Source organism: Kineosporiaceae bacterium (assembly GCA_016713225.1).
Lineage (GTDB): Bacteria > Actinomycetota > Actinomycetes > Actinomycetales > Kineosporiaceae > JADJPO01.
The window spans coordinates 1,136,785-1,152,997 of the sequence record JADJPO010000001.1 but is presented as its reverse complement, the minus strand read 5'-3'; the positions used below and the strand labels follow the sequence as shown (position 1 = coordinate 1,152,997).

Here is a 16,213-nt window from a genome sequence, read left to right as displayed (position 1 = left end):
ATCCGTGCACGTTTCCCCCGTGATCATGCAAACGGTGCACGCTCGTGAAGTGATTCACGAGCGTGCACGGTTTGCATGATCACGGGTTATTCGGCGGTGTCGCCGCCTGAGCTCTCGTCGCCGGCCAGCACGCGGTACATCCGCTTGCGCGCGTCGTCCAGGACGGCGGCCGCCGCGGTGGCCTGGGCCTCGTCACCATGTCGGGCGACCTGCTCGACAGCCGCGGCGAGCGCCCGGAAACCGTCCATCAGGTTCTTGACCCGCTCGGCCGGTCCGGCATCGGCGGCCTTCCACGGCTCGGACATCTCTTCGGCGTGCTCGGCCACGTAGGTGCGACCCGCCTCGGTGAGGGAGAAGTTGCGCCGACCCTCGGATTCCTCGACCACCACCAGGCCCTCGTCCTGCAACTGGGCCAGCACCGGGTAGACGGAGCCGGGGCTCGGCCGCCACAGGCCGCCACTGCGTTCGGCGAGCTCGTTCATGATCGCGTAGCCGTGTCGCGCGCCCTCGGAGAGCAACGCCAGGACGGCGGCGCGCACGTTGCCGCGGCGGCCTCGTCGTCCGCCGGGGCCTCGCCGTCCGCCACCCCAGGGACCGTGCCCGTGACCCCGGGCGAACGGAGGCACGAAGGGCGGGCCGAACCCACCGGGGCCGAACCCCGCCGGACCACGGCCGAAGCCGGGCCCGAACCCTGGCTCACCGGGGTCGAACCCCTCGCTCGGGCCGGACTCTTCGTGGCTCATGGACATGTGCATATCAGGCCCTGGATGACCGGGGCCGCCGAAGCGTCGCCACGGGGGCGACTTCGGGTGTCTCTTCACGACAGTCTCCTTTCAACGATGTTCTGTCGATGGCTTGACGATATATCGCTAATGCATCGACCGCAACATCACGGCGACGTGGTGTCGGTGGGGCCACCTAGAGTGGGGCGGGTGAGCGACGGACCCCTGATCGTGCAGAGCGACAAGACGCTGCTGCTCGAGGTCGACCACCCCGACGCCGCACCCTGTCGCCAGGCCATCGCGCCCTTCGCCGAACTGGAGCGAGCTCCCGAGCACGTCCACACCTACCGGCTCACCCCGCTGGGGCTGTGGAATGCGCGCGCCGCCGGCCACGACGCCGAGCAGGTGGTCGACATCCTGTTGCGCTACTCGCGCTATCCGGTGCCCCACGCGCTGCTGGTCGACGTCGCCGACACCATGTCCCGCTTCGGCCGGCTGCAGCTGATGGCCCATCCCACCCACGGGCTGGTGCTGCACGCCCTCGACATCCCGGTACTCGAGGAGGTGTTGCGCAGCACCAAGGTGATCCCCCTGGTCGGCGCCCGCGTCGACGCCGAGACAGTGCTGGTGCACCCGAGTGAACGCGGCCATCTCAAGCAGGTGCTGCTCAAGCTGGGCTGGCCGGCCGAGGACTTCGCCGGCTACGTGGACGGCGAGGCGCACCCGATCTCGCTCGCCGAGGACGGCTGGACGGTGCGGCCGTACCAACAGCAGGCCGCAGACGGTTTCTGGCACGGCGGCTCAGGGGTCGTCGTCCTGCCCTGTGGTGCCGGCAAGACCATCGTCGGGGCTGCCGCCATGGCCCGGGCGAGCGCCACCACCCTGATCCTGGTGACCAACACCGTGGCCGCCCGCCAGTGGCGTGACGAGCTGCTGCACCGGACGTCGTTGACCGAGAGCGAGATCGGCGAGTACTCCGGTGCCCGCAAGGAGATCCGCCCGGTCACCATCGCCACCTACCAGGTGGTCACCACGCGTCGAAAGGGTGTCTACCCGCATCTCGAACTGTTCGACGCCCGCGACTGGGGGCTGATCGTCTACGACGAGGTGCATCTGCTGCCGGCCCCGATCTTCCGGATGACCGCCGATCTGCAGGCGCGCCGTCGGCTCGGCCTGACGGCCACCCTGGTGCGCGAGGACGGACGGGAGGGCGACGTCTTCTCACTGATCGGCCCCAAGCGGTACGACGCACCGTGGAAGGACATCGAGGCCCAGGGCTACATCGCGCCGGCCGACTGCGTCGAGGTGCGGGTCACTCTGCCCGAACGCGACCGGCTGGTCTACGCCACCGCCGAACCGGAGGACCGCTACCGCCTGTGCGCCAGCGCCCCCGAGAAGGGCCGTGTCGTCGAGGCCCTGGTCGCCTCGCACCGCCGCGATCAGGTCTTGATCATCGGGCAGTATCTGGACCAGCTCGACGAACTCGCGGCGCGCCTCGATGCACCCCTGATCACCGGTGCCACCACCGTCAAGGAGCGGCAGCGGCTCTTCGCCGCCTTCCGCGACGGCCAGATGCAGACCCTGGTGGTGAGCAAGGTGGCGAACTTCTCGGTCGACCTGCCCGAGGCCAGTGTGGCGATCCAGGTATCCGGCGCCTTCGGGTCCCGTCAGGAGGAGGCACAGCGCCTCGGGCGCATCCTGCGCCCCAAGGCGGATGGACGTACCGCCCGCTTCTACGCCCTCGTCGCGCGGGATACCCTCGATCAGGAGTACGCCGCCCACCGGCAGCGATTCCTGGCCGAACAGGGGTACGCCTACCGCATCGTGGACGCCGACGAGGTGCTGAACGGCACGTCATCTTGATCGCTGACCGACGTTGACCCGGCGTTGACGTTGAGCCGAATCACATCGCCGACGCATGGCCTGCGTCCAGACTCTTCACAGGAACGTCACCGAGAGTTGATCAGAGACGTTACCGAGGCGTCGGTCGGCCACCCGAACCGGACGCCACGCCCGGAGGATGCTTTGACCGCGGTACTCGACCCAGACGGCCTGACCCGACCCGGTGGCTGGGCAACCACGACCCCGTCGCGGCCCCGTGCGCTGCGTCCCCATCGGCTGCTGGTCCCCAGCTGGTGGCGGGACGCCGTGGGCTCGTTGACCTGGGCCAGCATGTTGGTCGTCGTCGCTCTGTGGGTCATGAACGGCGGCGTCCAGGAGCTGGGCACCGTCGGTGAGGGCCTGACCAGCCTCGGGCGGCTGATCGGCCTGATCTCGGCCGACCTGTTGCTGATCCAGGTCCTGCTGATGGCCCGGATCCCCGTGGTCGAGCGCGCCTACGGTCAGGACGAGCTGGCCATACGGCACCGGTGGGTCGGGTTCGCCTCGGTCACCACCATGCTGATCCACATCGCCGCACTCATCCTGGGCTACTCGATCACCGACGACGTCAACATCCTGCGCCAGACCTGGGAGTTCGTGGTCGACTACCCCGGCATGCTGCTGGCGACGGCGGCGACCGTTCTGCTGCTCCTGGTCGCCGGAACCTCGATCAAGCGCGCCCGCGCCACGCTGCGTTACGAGTCCTGGCACCTGCTGCACCTGTACGCCTACCTGGGCGTGGGTCTGTCGATCCCGCACGAGCTGTGGACCGGCGCCGATTTCACCCACTCCCCGATCGCCCGGATCTACTGGTGGTCGCTGTACATCGCCGCCCTCGGCGCGATCCTGATCTGGCGGGTCGGCGTCCCGCTGTGGCGCACCTACTCCCACCGGATGCGCGTGGAGCGCGTCGTCCCGGAAGGTCCCGGGGTGGTGTCCGTCGTGGTCCGTGGCCGCCGACTGGATCGGCTCGCCGGAGCGGGCCAGTTCCTGACCTGGCGATTCCGCGACCGGGGCGGCTGGACGCGTGGCAACCCCTATTCCCTGTCGGCCGTGCCCACTCGCGATCGGGTCCGGATCACGGTCAAGGCCCTCGGCGACAACAGCGCCTCACTGGCCCGCCTGCGCCCGGGCACCCGGGTGATCGTGGAAGGTCCCTACGGGCGGCTGCACGGCGGCGTCCGGACTCGACGCAAGGTGACCCTCATCGGCTCCGGCATCGGGATCACCCCGCTGCGCGCCCTGTTGGAGGACTTCGAGCAGCAGCCGGGTGAGATCACGCTGATCTACCGAGCCTCCACCGAGGACGATCTCGTGTTACGGGCCGAACTCGACGCCTTGGCCGCCCACACGGGCGCCCGGGTCTACTACGTGATCGGTCATCGGATCCGCACCCGCTCCAGCTGGTTGCCGGAGTCGGCTGCCCACCTGAGCGACGCCGAGGCGCTGGCCCAACTGGTGCCCGACATCGCGCTCAACGACATCTACCTCTGCGGCGCCCAGGAGTGGATGGATGCAGCTGCCGCGGCCGCCCGCACCTGCGGGGTTCCGGCCGAACGAATCCACAGTGAACGGTTCTCGTGGTGATCCGGTACCGCCGCCGGCCACCGACGAGCCGTCGAACGATGGGAGCACCATGCGCCGCATCGTCATAGCGGTGATGAGCACGATCAGTGGGTTGGTGTTGCTCTTCAGCTACCACACCAGTCGCAACGAGACCACGACCACGGCACTCGACCCCGCAGCGGCCTCGGCCCTGGACGGGCAGGAGCCCGACACCGAGCCGACGCCGACGCCGACGCTCGAGGCGCCGGCCGACACAGGTCCCACCCCCGCGCCCTCGATGACCTCGGTGACGCCCTCGCCCGCCGCCACCTCGCGCAAGCCGACGCCCGCCACCACGACCAAGGCGGCCACGACCAGCTCCAAGAGCTACCTGGGCGATGCCGTCGACACCCAGTTCGGCCCCGTGCAGGTGAAGATCACGGTCCGTGCCACAAAGATCATCAAGTCCGTGGTGACCCAGGTGCCGATGAACAACGGTCACGACGAGCGGATCAACAACTACGCGGTGCCGCTGCTCAACGCCGCCGCGGTGAAGTGGCAATCAGCAGAGATCGAGAGCGTCTCGGGCGCGACCGTCACCAGCGAGGCGTACAAGCGCTCGCTGCAGTCGGCGATGGACGCAGCCCACCTGTGACCGACACCGCGACACCCGGCAAACGAGCCTGGGTCGAGCAGATCATGGGCATGCCGATCAGCATTCACCTGCGCGGCCCAGGTCTGACCCGGGGTGAGACGGCGGTCGACGCTGCCAGGTCCGGCACGATCGACGCCGCCGTGACCGCCGCCTTCGAATCCCTGCGTGAGGTCGACGCCACCTTCAGCACCTACCGCGCCGACAGCCCGATCAGCCGCCTGGCGCGCGGCGAGCTGAGGCTGCGCGATGCCGCGGCGCAGGTCCGTGAGGTGGCGCGGTTGTGCGACGAGGCTCGCCAGATCACCGAGGGCTGGTTCGACGCCGACCGCCCGGACGGCGCCGGCGGGCACAGTTTCGACCCCACCGGCCTGGTCAAGGGGTGGGCGGTGCAGCGGGCCTGCGCGCAGCTGGCCGCCGTCCTGCCCGAGCACGACGTCCTGGTCAACGCCGGTGGCGACATCGCGGTCTGGTGTGCCCGCGAGGACGGCGAGCCGTGGCGGCTCGGTGTCGAGAACCCCCTCGACCGGACGACGGTGCTCGCCACGATCGAGCTGCGCGCCGGGGGGCTGGCCACCTCCGGAACCGCCGCTCGCGGCGACCATATCTATTCTCCGGCAACGGGTTCGGCGGCCACCGAGCTGGCATCGGTGAGTGTGATCGGCCCGTCACTGATGTGGGCGGACGTCTACGCCACCGCAGCGTTCGCCCGAGGCGCCGGCGCCGCCGACTGGCTGCGCACCCTGGCGGACCACACCTGGCTGGTGGTCACACCTGACGGCGAGATCCGCTCCGGCTGAGACGTCCTCGCCCCCGACGGGACGAGAATCCCGCTGATCGAAGACCATCGCCTGCCCGAGCAGCCCTGACTAGGATCGGCCGCATGTCGGGTCGGGGAGGCTCCTCCGCGACACCTCCGACGGTGATCGTGGGAGTCGACGGGTCCGGCCGCACTCACCGGTTGGACCAGATTGCCGCCTCGGTCACGGTCTCGGTGGTGCGAATCACCGCGCCGCCACCGCCTCTGGCCGAGCTCACGAGTGCCCTGGACGAGGCGGCCGGCAACGGTTTCACGGTGCTGGTCGACGACGCCCATGCGCTGCCGATCGAGACGTTGCGCCTGATCACCGACGCCGGACGTCGCGGCGCGAACCTGGTGATCGCTCGCCGGCCGAGCATCGACAGCCCGGCCCTGGCCGACCTCGACGGCGTCGCCGCCGCGCGAGGGCGGGTGGAGCGGCTTCAGCCGTTGGGCGCCCACGAGATGGCCGAACTGGCCCGCCGTCGGACCGGTGAGCTGCTCGCGCCCGATGCAGCCGCGAGTCTGGTCGCGCACTCTGCCGGGTTGCCCGCCGTCGCAGCGACGCTGATCGCTGCCTCGCCTGGCGAGATCCCCGCAGACCTGGTGGCTCGGGTGCATCGCCGGATCACCGCGCTCGACCCGGACGTGGCCCGGCTGTTGCGCGTTCTCGCGTTGGGGCTGGAGCTGGACGACACGGTGCTGGCCGCCGCCGCCGGCAGCACGCCGCCGCAGCTGATGGCGGCGATGCGTGAACTGCGGGACTCCGGCCTGCTCGCGGCCGACGGGGAACGGGTGGTCCCGGCCGTCGCGGCCTCGGTGCTCGCCGATCTCACCCCGACCGAGCGGCGAGGGCTGCACGACCTGGTGGGCTCGGCCATGCTCTCGGCGGCCACGGACCCGGTGGTTTCGGCGGTCCAACTGCGCACTGCGCGAGCCCGTTCCGCACTCGCGGCACAGGCCTATCAGAGCGCCGGCGAGCGGCTGCGCTTCAGCGATCCGGCCGCTGCCCTCGGGTGGTTCGACGACGCTGTCGAGGCCGGCGCCGACCCCCGTGGTGTGGCGATCGCTCGCGCCGAGGCGGCCACGACACTCGGCGTGGCGATCGATCCCGACGCCGTCCCGACACCTGATCCCGCGGACGCCGCGCGCCTGCAGTTGGTGGTGGGCGCCATGGCGGCTCATCAGGGCCGCGCCGATCGTTCGGCACAGGCGCTGCTGGACGCCGGGGCACTCGGGCCATGCCTCGCCGTCCCGGCCCTGGTGTCCACCGGCCGACTCGACGAGGCACGCCGGGCAGCGACCGGACCGGCAGCAGCACCCATCCGGTTGCTGGCACAGGCGGTGATCAACTCGGCACAGACTGCCGTGGCTCTGCCGCTGTTCATCGAGGCTGCCGAGGCGCTCGAAACGGCACCGCCTCCCCTCGTGCTGCCCGACACCCCGCACGCCCTCGGGGCACTGATCGCGGTGGCCGCGGGTGATCCGACCACCGCGCAGCAGCTGCTCGAACGGGCACTCGACCGCGGCTGCGGTGGTCCGCGCGCCACCGAACGGCACCGGCTGTTACTGGCCTGGGTTCGGCTGCGCACCGGACGGTACGACACGGCCGTCGCCGAACTGCGCCGCCTGGGGTCGACCGACCTGTCGGGCCGCGACCGCCTCGTCGCCGCAGCCCTGGCCGCCGGGCTGGCCCGCCGCTGCGGGGACATCACCGCCCTCGGCGAGGCATGGAACGCGGTCGAGCCCGTGCTGGCCCGCCGGGCTGTGGACCTGTTCCAGATCGAGCTGGTCGAGGAACTCGCCGTCGCCGCGGCCAGGCTGCGCCGCCACCAGCGGATCGAGCCGGCACTGCAGCTGATCGAGGAGGCAGTGGCACACCTCGCCCCCGGGTCGGACTGGGCCGTAGCCGCGGGGTGGGTGCGGCTGCAGATCGCCGTGGTGGGCGAGGACGCACCGGCGGCCGCTGCTGCCGCGCGCCGGCTGGAGGAGGTTGCCGCTGCCGGACCACGGCAGCGGGCGCAATGCGCAGCGGCCGGCGTCTGGGCCGATGCCCTGGCCGGCACGGTGAACGCTGCGACGGTTCTCGCCGCGGCCGCCGCGCTGGCCCACGCCGGACTCCCCTGGGAGGCCTCCCGGCTGGCCGGCCAGGCTGCCATCCGCAGCACCGACCCGGCCGCGGCCCGGCGCCTCTTGGAGTGTGCCCGCGACCTGTCGGGCCACGAGCCGACGGCCTCGACGTCCAGCGTGCCCGACCCCGGCGAGGCCGGGGACTCCCGGCTCACCGGCCTGTCCGAGCGCGAGGTGGAGGTGGCGCGGCTCGTCCTGGCCGGTCACACCCACCGCGAGATCGGGTCCCGGCTGTACATCGCCCCCAAGACCGTCGAACACCACGTGGCGCGAATCCGCGGCAAGTTCGGCGCGACGAGCCGGGCCGAGTTCATGGCTGCCCTGCGCGAGGCGTTCCGGGAGGAGGAACCGTCAGGTATCTAATCCCCTACTGCGTGCTCTAGGCATGAGGGGTTGCCCCGATGTGACACGGATCGGTGGGGAAACACCATGGAAGGGCCAGCCCAGCCACTCGGAGGGGCCTAGAACAGAGGGAGAAGGACAATGCCTGATGTGACCACCGCCGCCGTGCAGGTTGGCGACATGCTCCTGAACGCGCTGAAGAACGTGCTGGGCCTCGGCCCGGACGCCGCCCTGGCCGAGGCCAAGGCAGCCACCGGGGTCTCCGACGCAGACGTCGAGAACGCCGACATGGGCGAGGTCTTCGACTACATGTGCACGGCGCCTGGTCTCTCGCCGGTGATGCAGAACTACCTGACCGACATGAGCCAGACCTACGGTTCCGGCAACACCGTCTACCAGGGTGGCAGCACCGCCACCGGTGGTGGTGGCGGCGGTAGTCACGGCGGTGGCGGTGGTCACGGCGGTGGCGGTGGCGGTCACGCCGGCGGAGGCAACGCCCAGGTGGTGCAGGCCGTGACGCAGAACTACTACGAGCAGACGATCGTCGACAACTCCTCGGACACCACCTTCATCGGCAACTTCACCGGTGACATCGACGTGGACAACGACCACATCGACGTCTCGGGCGACAACAACGCCGTCAACTCGGGCGATGGCGACCAGGCCGCCGCGACCGGGCCGGGATCCTCGGCGGCCCAGTCCGACGGCGGCGACGCCCAGTCCAATTCGGGCGACGACGCGATCCTCAACCAGGATGGCCTGCAGCTCGGGCAGTTCAACACCGGGGACGAGGCGGCACAGGTGGCCGGCCCGAACCCGGGAGTGGTCAACACCGGTGACGCCGCGGAGATCGCCAACGTGCAGGGCGACGCCAACGGGTCCGGCTTCCAGTTCGGCGACGGCAGCAACCAGGGCGTGGCCTCGGGCAACTACCTCGAGGAGGGTGCCGGCCTGTCCGGAACCGGCGACGCCACCGGCCAGAGCGTGGACACCAACGTCAACTCCGACGTCAACGAGGAGCACGGCGACGGTGCCAACCAGGAGCTCGACCTCGGTGTGCTGGGGCGGCCTCCGGTCAGCCGCCAGGCGGATCTGCCGAGCGGCACCGGCGGCGACCACGACGAGCAGGGCGACCACGGCGGCCACGGTGACCAGGGCGGCCACTACACCCCCGACGTGAACGTCAACGTCGAGGGTGGGCCCGGCGACCAGACCGTGAACGACGACGAGACCCCCGACATGTGAACGACCGACCGGCACAGCAGCGGGTACTCCGGAGCCTCGGGTTCCGGAGTACCCCGCTGCCGTGTCCGGTGCCTGACGACCAGCCCCGCAGGACGGAGCAGCCATGAGCCAGGATCCCCCGGGCCCGACCGGAGCCGGCAGCGCCTCGGACGCCGTCGCAGCCGCCATCTCCGTGGTCGAGCTGGGGCTGAAGGCGTGCGAGGCCTACGGCCGCCCCGACCTGGGTGCCCGGCTGTCCCTGGCTCGGCGCAAGCTGGCCGAGCCCGGGATCCACCTGGTGGTGGCCGGCGAGTTCAAGCAGGGCAAGAGTTCCCTGGTGAACGCGTTGATCGGGGCACCGGCCTGTCCCGTGGACGACGACATCGCCACGGCCGTGCCCACCTACGTGCGTTACGCGCCGGAGGCCGGGGCCAACCTGATCTTCGACGGGGACCCTCCTCGGCGCGAACCCATCCCGATCGCCGACATCCGCCGACACGTGGTCGAGGGAGGCCGGGCCGACACCGACACCGCAGCGGGCGCGCCGGTCGCCGGGGTCGAGGTCATGGTGCCGCGGACCATGCTGTCCGGCGGTCTGGTCGTCGTCGACACCCCCGGGCTCGGAGGTCTGGGCTCCGTCCATGCGGCCGCCACCCTGGCAGCGACATCGATGGCCGACGCCGTCCTGTTCGTCACCGACGCGTCCCAGGAGCTCACCCGCAGCGAGCTCGACTTCCTGGCACAGGCGCGTGAGCTGTGCGGCACCGTGGCCTGTCTGGTCACCAAGATCGATTTCTATCCGGAATGGCGTACCGTCCGCGACCTCGACGTCGGGCATCTGCGCCGCCTCGGCGACGACATCCCGCTGCTGACGGTGTCGTCCTCCCTGCGCTCGCGAGCAGTGCAGCTGAACGACACGGCCCTGAACGTCGAGTCCGGATTCAAGGAGCTGGTCCGGTTCGTCGCCGACACCGTGGCCGGGCGCGGCCGGACTCAGGTCGCCGTGGACGCCGCGCAGGAGGTGCGAGCCGTCTGCCAGCAGTTGTCGGACCAGTTCAGCGCCGAACGCAGCGCTCTGGTCGATCCTGCCGGAGCCCAGCGGGTGATCGATGACCTGACCGCCACCAAGCGCCGCACGGACGAGCTCAAGAGCGCCGCGGCCCGCTGGAACCAGACGCTGGCCGACGGTGTCGGTGACATGTCCGCCGACATCGAGCACGATCTGCGCGCCCGGATCCGGCAGGTGATCGTCGAGGCGGACGAAGCGATCGAGGCGAACGATCCCGCGGACACCTGGGCCGAGATCGAGCCCTGGCTCGAGGCGCGCATCTCCCATGACCTGGTGGCCAACTACACGCTGCTGCGTGACCGCTCCGCCGACCTCAGCCTGCTGGTGGGCGAACACTTCCGCGCGGCGTCGGGAGAGGTGCTGGGCACGTTCGCGGTGTACAACCCGGTATCGCTGCTCACCCGCACCCAGCTGGAGGTGAACGTCACGCTGGAGAAGATGACAGCGCGCAAGCAGACCATGGTGGCGCTCAAGGGCAGCTACAGCGGAATCCTCATGTTCACGATGTTGCCGACCCTCTTGGGCTTCACCGGGTTGGCCCCGATCGCGATCCCGGTCGGGTTGATGATGGGGCGCACCAGCCTGCGGGAGGAGAAGCGCCGCCAGCTCGCGGCCCGCCAGGCGCAGGCCAAGAACGCCATCCGTCGGTACTGCGACGAAGTGCAGTTCGTGATGGGCAAGGACTCGCGCGACACGCTGCGGCGCATCCAACGCCAGCTGCGGGACCACTACGCCGCCCGCGCCGAGGAACTGGGCGCCTCCCTCACCCAGGCCATGCAGTCGGCCTCGGAAGCGGTCAAGCGGACCAACGCCGAACGGGACAAGCGCTTGCGGGACGTCGATGCCGAGCTGCTCCGGTTGCGCCGGCTGGCGCAGGCGGCGCAGGAGATCCGCGGATGACCGGCCTGGTGGACCGCACCCGGGCCACGCTCGCCAGGGCGGCGGCCGTGTACCGCGGCAGCCCGTACGCCCGCATGCTCGACGAGACGGCTGCCCGACTGGACGAGCCGCTACGGGTCGCCATCGCCGGCCGTGTGAAGTCGGGCAAGTCCACGTTGCTCAACGCCCTGGTCGGGGAACGGTTGGCTCCCACCGACGCCGGGGAGTGCACCCGGATCGTCACCTGGTACCTCGACGGGCACACCTATCAGGTGATGATCCACCCTCGTGAGGGGGACCCGTTGCCGGGACGGTTCAGCCGGGACGACGGGGCGATCGAGGTCGACCTCGGCGGCCGGCCCCCGGACGACGTGTCGGAGCTGGTGGTGACCTGGCCGTCCCAGGCGCTGCGGGCGACGACGCTGATCGACACCCCGGGCATCGGCTCGCTGTCCGAACGGGTCTCGAGGCGGGCCTGGGACCTGTTGGCCGCCGACGACGAGGAGACACCGGCGGACGCCGTCCTCTACCTGATGCGCCACCTGCACGTCGGTGACGTGGAGTTCCTGCACGCCTTCCACGACACCGAGGTGTCGCGACCGAACCCGGTCAATGCGATCGGGGTGCTCTCCCGCGCGGACGAGATCGGGGTGGGTCGAGCCGACAGCATGAGCTCGGCCCGGACCATCGCCGGCCGGCTGGCCGGCGACGCCACGGTGCGTCGCGTCGTCCAGACGGTGGTGCCCGTGGCCGGGCTGCTGGCGGAGACGGCGATGACCCTGACCGAGGCGGAGGTCGGGCAGTTGCGCCGGATCGCCGGACGCACCGCGCCGGAGGTGGAGGGCCTGCTGCTGTCCGTGGACCGCTTCGTCAACTCCATGCCCGAACTGGGCTTGACCTCCTTGGAGCGCAAGCGCCTGCTCGACCGGTTCGGCGTGTTCGGCGTCCGGAAGTGCTCGACGCTGTTGCGCCAGCAGGTGGTGGGTACGGCCTCGGACCTGGCCCGCGAGCTGGTCACACTGAGCGGCCTGGACGAGCTCCGCTCGGTGCTGCGATCGCTGTTCTACGAGCGACGCGACGTGCTGAAGAGTCGCTCGGCCCTGCTGGCGCTGGACTCCGTGCTGCGATCACAGCCCCGAGCGGGAAGCCGCGCCGTGGCCGCCGAGGTGGAGGAGATCGTCGCGTCGGCGCACCCCTTCCACGAACTGCGCGTGCTCTCGGCGATCCGGGCCGGGGGCGTCCAGGGCAAGAGCGAAGTGATCACCGAACTGGAACACCTGATCGGTGGGGCCGGGACGGCAGCGACACTGCGCCTACGACTCCCGCCGGACGCCCGGCCATCCGAGATCACCGCCGCTGCGTCAGCCGCCCTGCTGCGCTGGCAGCGCCGGGCCGAGAACCCCTTGACCCGTCACGAGATGAGCATGGCCGCACGCGTCGCCATCCGCTCGTGTGAGGGGATCATGGCAGCGCAGGAGGCACGGCGATGACCGATCGTTCAGCCCTCCAGCAGGTCATCGATCTCGTCGTTCCCCGTGCCGAACCCGCCGTCCGGTTCCGGGACCGCGGCGGCCAACCCCAGCTCGTCCGAAGGGCTCTCGGTCGTGTCGAGCCCACTGGCGTCGCGCTCGACCAGGGACCAACCCAGGTCGGGGCCGGACGGCGCGAGCCAGGAATGGCCCGGATCGAACGGTTCCGCCTCCGCCGGCGCACCGCCCTGCCCGAAGACCAGGTCCGGTACGTCCGTCGCCGGCTCGTGCCCCGACCACACCACCTCCGGTTCGCCGCCCACCCCTTCCCAACCGTCCAGCTCGTCCAGTGCGCCCAGGTCGTTCTGCATCGCCCCGTCGTCCAGGCCGTCGGCGACGTACGGCTCGCCCAGGGTGAGCCCGATCGGCGCGCCTCTGAGCAACTCGACACCGTGCGCAACGTCCGCCGGCAGAGCGGCGCCTGGCGTGATCGGGCTGTGCGCGGTGACGAACGGCGCCAGATGGGCTGCCACTTCAGCCGGTGCCGTGTCGGCGAAGCTGATCAGCGCCTCGGTCAACAGGTCGTCGGGCAGATCGAGTTGAGCCGGAACGGATGCGAGATCGCCGGGTTCGGTGCCGGGTGCGGCGTCGGCCAGTTCGGCGAAGACCTGGTGCAGGGGGCGGACGTGGTCCATGTCATCACGGTAGGCAGGGCGCCGCCCCGGGCACTACGGGGACATCCCCGCTGCGCCCCCTAATCGTGCCGGTGGGGGGCTACCAAATCCGCCGCAACGTGCTCTTCTGAGACGAGCCGGCCACGGGCCGGCACCGGACCGATCGCTGGGAGCCCCGGATGTATGCGCTGGGAATCGACCTGGGAACGACGTTCACCGCCGCCGCCACGTGGCGCGACGGCCGCGCCGAGGTAGCGCCGTTGGGCAGTCGGACCGCGGCCATTCCGTCCGTGGTGTTGCTGCGCGATGACGAGACGGTGCTGACCGGCGAAACGGCAAGTCGGCGTGCGCTGACGGAGCCGCATCGGGTGGCACGGGAGTTCAAGCGCCGGCTCGGGGACACGACGCCGATCATGCTGGGCGGCGTGCCGTACTCGGCGGAGGCGCTCACCGGCCGGTTGCTGCGGGCCGTCGTCGACGAGGTGACCACCCGAGAGGGGGGTGCCCCGGCCTCGATCTGCGTCAGCCACCCCGCCAACTGGGGCGAGTACAAGATGGACCTGCTGCGCCAGGCGCTGCGGATCGCGGACCTGACACAGCCGGCCACCTTGATCACCGAGCCGGAGGCGGCGGCGATCTTCTATGCCCAGCAGCAGCGGATGGACCCCGGTGCCCTGATCGCGGTCTACGACCTGGGCGGCGGCACGTTCGACGCTGCGGTGCTGCGCAAGGGCACGTCCGGCTTCACGCTGCTGGGCCAGCCGGAGGGGATCGAGCGGTTGGGCGGCATCGACTTCGACGCCGCGGTGTTCAGCCACGTCGCCCGGGCGCTCGACGGCGCGCTGGCGGACCTGGACGAGGACGACCCCACCGTGATCACGGCGGTTGCGCGACTGCGCGAGGAGTGCACCGATGCCAAGGAGGCGCTCTCCTCGGACACCGACGTCACGATCCCCGTGCTGCTGCCCCAGCTGTCGACCGAGGTTCGGCTGACCCGAGGCGAACTCGAGGCCATGGTGCGTCCGGCGCTGCACGACTCGATCGAGGCTCTGCGGCGGGCGCTGCGCTCGGCGGGGGTGACCCCGGAGCAGTTGCACGCGGTGCTGCTCGTGGGCGGCTCCTCCCGGATGCCCATCGTGGGGCAGCTGGTGGGCGCCGAACTCGGCCGCCCGGTGGCCGTCGACACCCACCCGAAGCACGCCGTCGCCCTCGGCGCAGCCTGGCTGGCCAGCGGTCGGGCCGGCATGCAGGCACCCACACCACCAGCTGGGGCAGTGCCGCCCACCGGTTTCGTGGCAGCCGGCGCCGCCGTGATGGCCGCCGCGGTGCCCGCCGACCCCACGCCCCACATCGAGTCCCCCTCCGGGATCGAGTCCGCCCCACGAGCCGACCCCGAACCCCGAGTCGACCCCGTCCCCTCCTCGACCGCTGCGACGCCTCCCACCACACCAGCCGAGCCCGCGGTCCACACGGCGTTCATCGTGCCACCACGCACCACCCCGACCCCACCGGCACCGCCGATGTTCGCCGCCTCGGCGGCCCTGGAGGCGCGATCGGGCAGCAACGGACGGCGGGTGCTGGGTGGCACGATCGTGGCCCTGGTCCTGGTCCTGGGTGGCCTGGCGGCCGCCAACGCGTTGATCGATGGTGGCGATCCGGGCCAGGAGGTGACCGGCGGTACGACCAGCTCCGCTACGCGCAGCGTGCCACAGAGCGCCGCGCAATCGGCCAGCACGGCCCCGGCGCAGACCGCGCCAGCTGGTGGTGGTGCCGGTGCCGGTGCCAACGCCAACGGTGGCGGTGGCGGTGGCGGAGCGGGCCAGGGCGGCGGCGGAAAGGCCACGACCGTCACTCGGACCACACACCCGTCGGCCAGTCCCACGATCAGCCACAGCCCGACACCGACGACGCCCACGCCGACCGTGACCACCACCACGACCTCGCCGACCTCACACCCGAGCCCCACCGCGAGCCAGCCGGCACCCAGTCCCACGAAGACGCTGACCAAGCCCCCGAGTCTGCGGCCGGTGACCATCTCGCTGCGTCCGGTGCAGGCCAGCCCCTGACTCTCGGCGAGCGTTCAGCCGACTCCCAGGAACCGCGGGCAGACTGAAGCGGTGAACCCTGCACCTCCCGAGGCCCGGTTGCTCGTCGTGGACGACGAGCCCAGCATTCGCGACCTGCTCACCGCCAGCCTGCGCTTCGCCGGCTTCGAGGTGTTCAGCGCTGCCGACGGCGCCGAAGCCCTCGACCTGGCCGACAAGCACCGCCCCGACCTGGTGGTGCTCGACGTGATGTTGCCCGACCTCGACGGGTTCGCCGTCACCCGCAAGCTGCGCGAGCGGGGTCGCGACGTCCCGGTGCTGTTCCTGACCGCGCGCGACGAGACCGCCGACAAGGTGCAGGGCCTGACCGTCGGTGGCGACGACTACGTGACCAAGCCGTTCAGCCTCGAGGAGGTCGTGGCCCGGATCCGCGCCGTGTTGCGGCGCACCGGGGCCGGCAGCGACCCCGACACCGGGCGGCTGGTCTTCCACGACCTCGAACTCGACGAGGACTCCCACGAGGTGCGGCGCGGTGGCCGCCTGATCGAGTTGTCCCCCACCGAGTTCAAGCTGCTGCGCTATCTGATGCTCAACCCCAACCGCGTGCTGTCGAAGGTGCAGATCCTCGATCACGTCTGGGCCTACGACTTCAACGGTGAGGCCGGCATCGTCGAGTCGTACATCTCCTACCTGCGCCGCAAGATCGACGTCGAGGAGCCGGCGCTGATCCACACCAAGCGGGGCGTCGGATACGTATTGCGCCTACCCCCTGCCGGCTGAGT

The 16,213-nt window shown here is 70.9% G+C and carries 12 protein-coding genes; 10 read left to right on the top strand and 2 right to left on the bottom strand.

What is annotated here, in order from left to right; genetic code table 11:
- Positions 1-86: 86 nt before the first annotated feature.
- Positions 87-743 (bottom strand): PadR family transcriptional regulator, encoded by a 657-nt coding sequence (locus IPK24_05205; protein ID MBK8074969.1) that lies wholly within the window; start codon positions 741-743, stop codon positions 87-89.
- A 189-nt stretch (positions 744-932) separates the two neighbouring features.
- Between IPK24_05205 and IPK24_05200 the strand changes: the two genes are divergently transcribed.
- From IPK24_05200 to IPK24_05165, 8 genes are all read left to right on the top strand, one after another.
- Positions 933-2,585, top strand: coding sequence for a DEAD/DEAH box helicase (locus tag IPK24_05200; protein ID MBK8074968.1), 1,653 nt, complete (start codon positions 933-935; stop codon positions 2,583-2,585).
- A gap of 309 nt (positions 2,586-2,894) precedes the next feature.
- Positions 2,895-4,190 (top strand): ferric reductase-like transmembrane domain-containing protein, encoded by a 1,296-nt coding sequence (locus IPK24_05195; GenBank protein ID MBK8074967.1) that lies wholly within the window; start codon positions 2,895-2,897, stop codon positions 4,188-4,190.
- A gap of 49 nt (positions 4,191-4,239) precedes the next feature.
- Positions 4,240-4,803, top strand: coding sequence for an FMN-binding protein (locus IPK24_05190; protein ID MBK8074966.1), 564 nt, complete (start codon positions 4,240-4,242; stop codon positions 4,801-4,803).
- Positions 4,804-4,847: 44 nt separating this feature from the next.
- The gene (locus tag IPK24_05185; protein ID MBK8074965.1) at positions 4,848-5,600 is read left to right on the top strand and encodes an FAD:protein FMN transferase; all 753 of its coding nucleotides are present in this window, start codon (positions 4,848-4,850) and stop codon (positions 5,598-5,600) included.
- An 83-nt stretch (positions 5,601-5,683) separates the two neighbouring features.
- Positions 5,684-8,092, top strand: a complete 2,409-nt coding sequence (locus IPK24_05180) for a LuxR family transcriptional regulator (protein MBK8074964.1) — start codon at positions 5,684-5,686, stop codon at positions 8,090-8,092.
- Between the two features lie 120 nt (positions 8,093-8,212).
- Positions 8,213-9,316 carry a hypothetical protein gene (locus IPK24_05175; protein ID MBK8074963.1) on the top strand — a complete coding sequence of 368 codons (1,104 nt, stop codon included), beginning with the start codon at positions 8,213-8,215 and terminating at the stop codon, positions 9,314-9,316.
- A 103-nt stretch (positions 9,317-9,419) separates the two neighbouring features.
- A complete protein-coding gene (locus tag IPK24_05170) occupies positions 9,420-11,264 on the top strand; it encodes a dynamin family protein (GenBank protein MBK8074962.1) in 1,845 nt (614 codons plus the stop codon).
- Entirely contained in the window at positions 11,261-12,733 is a 1,473-nt protein-coding gene (locus IPK24_05165) for a dynamin family protein (protein ID MBK8074961.1), read from the top strand. Before IPK24_05170 ends, IPK24_05165 begins: the two co-directional genes overlap by 4 nt.
- Before the next feature lie 8 nt (positions 12,734-12,741).
- Here IPK24_05165 and IPK24_05160 read toward each other — a convergent pair whose 3' ends face one another.
- Positions 12,742-13,407 carry a hypothetical protein gene (locus tag IPK24_05160; protein ID MBK8074960.1) on the bottom strand — a complete coding sequence of 222 codons (666 nt, stop codon included), beginning with the start codon at positions 13,405-13,407 and terminating at the stop codon, positions 12,742-12,744.
- A 158-nt stretch (positions 13,408-13,565) separates the two neighbouring features.
- Between IPK24_05160 and IPK24_05155 the strand changes: the two genes are divergently transcribed.
- Positions 13,566-15,452, top strand: a complete 1,887-nt coding sequence (locus IPK24_05155) for an Hsp70 family protein (GenBank protein ID MBK8074959.1) — start codon at positions 13,566-13,568, stop codon at positions 15,450-15,452.
- Positions 15,453-15,503: 51 nt separating this feature from the next.
- A complete protein-coding gene (locus IPK24_05150; protein ID MBK8074958.1) occupies positions 15,504-16,211 on the top strand; it encodes a response regulator transcription factor in 708 nt (235 codons plus the stop codon).
- Positions 16,212-16,213: the final 2 nt, after the last annotated feature.

Bases quoted from the DNA above. Each gene is read 5' to 3' on its own strand.
- IPK24_05205 (MBK8074969.1), bottom strand. From the start codon at position 743: ATGAGCCACGAAGAGTCCGGCCCGAGCGAGGGGTTCGACCCCGGTGAG.
- IPK24_05195 (MBK8074967.1), top strand. From the start codon at position 2,895: ATGTTGGTCGTCGTCGCTCTGTGGGTCATGAACGGCGGCGTCCAGGAG.
- IPK24_05190 (MBK8074966.1), top strand. From the start codon at position 4,240: ATGCGCCGCATCGTCATAGCGGTGATGAGCACGATCAGTGGGTTGGTG.
- IPK24_05185 (MBK8074965.1), top strand. From the start codon at position 4,848: ATGGGCATGCCGATCAGCATTCACCTGCGCGGCCCAGGTCTGACCCGG.
- IPK24_05180 (MBK8074964.1), top strand. From the start codon at position 5,684: ATGTCGGGTCGGGGAGGCTCCTCCGCGACACCTCCGACGGTGATCGTG.
- IPK24_05175 (MBK8074963.1), top strand. From the start codon at position 8,213: ATGCCTGATGTGACCACCGCCGCCGTGCAGGTTGGCGACATGCTCCTG.
- IPK24_05170 (MBK8074962.1), top strand. From the start codon at position 9,420: ATGAGCCAGGATCCCCCGGGCCCGACCGGAGCCGGCAGCGCCTCGGAC.
- IPK24_05165 (MBK8074961.1), top strand. From the start codon at position 11,261: ATGACCGGCCTGGTGGACCGCACCCGGGCCACGCTCGCCAGGGCGGCG.
- IPK24_05160 (MBK8074960.1), bottom strand. From the start codon at position 13,407: ATGGACCACGTCCGCCCCCTGCACCAGGTCTTCGCCGAACTGGCCGAC.
- IPK24_05155 (MBK8074959.1), top strand. From the start codon at position 13,566: ATGTATGCGCTGGGAATCGACCTGGGAACGACGTTCACCGCCGCCGCC.